This is a genomic window from Streptomyces sp. NPDC088124 (assembly GCF_040685895.1).
Lineage (GTDB): Bacteria > Actinomycetota > Actinomycetes > Streptomycetales > Streptomycetaceae > Streptomyces.
The window spans coordinates 1-3,304 of record NZ_JBFBJB010000131.1 but is presented as its reverse complement, the minus strand read 5'-3'; the positions used below and the strand labels follow the sequence as shown (position 1 = coordinate 3,304).

General features: G+C 67.9%; 2 protein-coding genes. Both read right to left on the bottom strand.

Translation table 11 applies throughout. The features are described from left to right. On the bottom strand, nt 1–1,490 hold a 1,490-nt coding region (locus AB0P17_RS43170), incomplete at its 3' end, for a condensation domain-containing protein (RefSeq protein WP_365820596.1). 176 nt (nt 1,491–1,666) lie between these two features. Then, nucleotides 1,667–3,304, bottom strand: a 1,638-nt coding sequence (locus AB0P17_RS43165) for a condensation domain-containing protein (RefSeq protein ID WP_365820594.1), incomplete at its 5' end; no start/stop codon positions are given.

Genomic DNA, 3,304 nt, shown 5'->3' with positions numbered 1-3,304 from the left:
GCCCCACCACCACCAGCCACCAACCCACCCGCCAACTCCACCCAATGCCCCGCCAACCGCTCCACAGACCCCGCATCGAACAAATCCGTGCTGTATTCGACGGCCGCCAGCAACTCGTCCCCGCGTTCCTCGAATTCGAGCATGAAGTCGAACGGAAGGGCGTCTCGCGACACGCTCATGGGCTCGATGCGCAGCCCGGGAAAGTCCGGCGTCGGGCCGGTCGCACCCTGGAGCACCACCATGGCTTGGACCAGCGGCATGCGGCTGGGATCGCGCTCGGGAGCTACGGCTTCCACCACGCGGTCGAAGGGCACCTTCTGGTGGTCGAACGCCTCCAGCACGGTGTCCTTCACTGTCCTCAGGAACTCGCCGACCGTCTCTCCCCCGTCCACATGCGACCGCAGGACCAGGGTGTTCACGAAGAAGCCGACCAGGTTCTCCAGCTCCGCACGGTCGCGTCCTGCCGTCGCCGTGCCCACGGCGATGTCGTCCTGTCCGCTGTACCGTGCGAGCAGAAGCTGTGTGACCGCCGTCAGCGTCACGAACAGGCTCGCACCCTGCTCCCGGCCGAGCCTGGTCAGTCCGGCCGCCAGCTCGGATGGCACGGCGAAGGTGTGCACGGCGCCCGCACCGCTCCGTACCGTCGGCCGGGGCCGGTCCGTCGGCAGTTCCAGCGGTTCCAGGCCTGCCAGACGGTCCCGCCAGTACGCAAGGCCGTCGGCCAGTTCGGCGTCGGTGAGCCGGTCGTGCTGCCAGGACGCGTAGTCGGCGTACTGGACGGGCAGTTCCGGCAATTCCGGGTCGCCGCCGCGTAGTGCCGCCGCGTAGCACGTGGCCAGTTCTCCGGTCAGTACGTCCAGCGAGCGGCCGTCGCTGATGATGTGGTGCATCGAGAGCAGCAGGGCATGCCGATCGGCGGCGAGCCGTACCACCAGCACCCGGAAGAGCGGTCCGACCCGGAGATCGAACGGCGTGAGCAGGCGCTCTTGCAGGATCCGATCAGCAGAGGCATTGACCTCGGCATCGGCACTGGCATCGGCATCGGTACTGGCATTGGCATCGATGTCAGCGTCGCGCTGGCAGTCCCTCGCAGCCCTCTCCCCAGCCCGGGAGAGGTCGAGATACTCGACCGGAATTGTCATCAGCGGGTGGACCACCTGGATCACCCGGCCGTCCACCGAGTCGAATGTCGTACGCAGCCCCTCGTGCCGCGCGACGATCTGAGCGACCGCCCGTTCCAGCGCGCCGGTGTCCAGGATCCCCGTCATCCGCAGCGCTAGACCGGAGTTGTACTCCACACCCCCGGGACTGAACTCCTCCAGAAACCACAACCGTCGCTGCGCGAAGGATGCCGGCAGCTCGGCTCCACGGTCCACGGGCTTGATGGCGTCCGCATCAGAGGCCACCGCCTGGCCGGCCATCCGTTCGCGCAGCAGAGCCTGCATGTGCTCCGGCAGTGCGCTGATCCGGCTTTCCCGCGACGGTGGCATGCTCATCTCATATCTCCCTGTACGCATGGCAAAAGAACAACCGAACGACCGGCGGAGAACCCTCCGGCCCCCGCCGAACACGGCGGGGGCCTGCTTCTCCTGGACTGATGAAGGCGATGAAGTTGATGACGTTGATGACGTTTGGTTCAACCTGAGTAAGAGGCCGACCGGATCTCTCAGCCCCTGCACACACTCCGCAGTGCGGCGACGAAGCCCTCCGCCAGGGCGGCGACCGTCGATTCCCGGTGAATGGCGGCGGAGTAGTACCAGGTGACGACGAACCGGCCCTCGTCCACTGCGGCGACGACATCGATCAGGTGGTTGCGTTCCTGCTCCGGCCCGTGTTCGGGGCCGACCGCCGGCAGCGACGTTCCGAGCAGCCTGTTCTCGGCGGCCTCGCCGGTGCCACCGAACTGCCCCAGGTAGTTGAAACTGATGCGCGGGTCCGGGTCGCCGGCCAGATCCCCACCGAGATAGCGCAGGGCACCGTATCCGACACCGCGATCCGGTACGGACCTGAGTTGGCGTTTCACCGACCGCATGGTCGACGGCCAGTCGTCCTCGGCGCCTTCGGACTCCTGATCCGGGAGCGTGAGGGCAACCGGGTAGATGGAGGTGAACCAGCCGACGGTGCGGGTCAGATCGGTGTCGTCGAAGATCTCTTCCCGGCCGTGCCCCTCCAAGTTGACCGCGACCCGGTCCGCCCCCGTCCACGTACGCAGGGTCCGCGCCAGGGCGGCGAGCAGCACGTCGTTGATCTGCGTACGGAACCGGCCCGGCACCTGGTGCAACAGCGCGTGGGTCTCGTCCGCGTCGAGATGGGCCAAAACCGCGGCCTGGTCGGCGACCTTGTTTCCGGCACCCGGTGTGTCGAGCGGCAACTCGAATGCCGCGGACGCGGTCACCGATCGCCAGTACTCGACCTGTTCACCGAAGCCGCCTGCCTGCACATGGCCGTTGAGACGGTCCGCCCAGTAACGCACGGACGTCGACTTGGGCCCGAGATCGGTCGCCCCGACGGATACAACCTGGTCGTACGCCATGGCGAGATCGCTCAGGAGCAGGCGCCAGGACACGCCGTCGATGACCAGATGGTGTGCGGTGACCAGCAGACGGAGCCGGCCACCCCCCGCACCCGGCCTGCCCACCACGAAGCGTACGAGCGGCCCGTGTTCGAGATCCAGCCCCGCCTTGGTACGGGTCGCCAGGGCCTGCCACTCACTGTCCTCGTCCGGTACGGAGGGCAGGTCATGGACGGTGAAGACGGCGTCCAGGTCCACGGCGGCGACGAGATGCCCGGCCCATGTCCCGTCCGCTGTGCGGAGGAATGTGGAACGCAGGGCGTCGTGGTGGTCCAGCAGGGCGCCGACCGCCGTCCGCAAGGCGTCGAGGTCGACATCGGCGGGCAGCGCGAAGGCGGTCGACATGTTGTAGTGCTCCGGGGCCACCGGATGGGTGCCGAAGAACCACTCCCGTACCGGGGTCGGCGCTACCGGCCCCAGGACGAGCCCCTGTTGGGCTCCACTGTCGCCCGCCTCGGCACCGGCTTCGTCAAGCTCTGTCGCGAGTGCGGAGATGGTGGGGTGGAGGAAAATGTCGCGGGAGGAGAGGGCGAGTCCGGCGCGGCGGGCTCGGGAGACGACCTGGAGACTGATGATGGAGTCCCCGCCGAGGTCGAAGAAGTTGTCCTCGGTCCCGATCCGGTTCAGGCCCAGCACCTCGGCCCAGACCTCGCACAGGACCCGCTCGGTCTCGTTGCGCGGGGCGACATACACCTCGTCGGCGGTCGTGAACTCGGGTGCGGGCAGCGCACG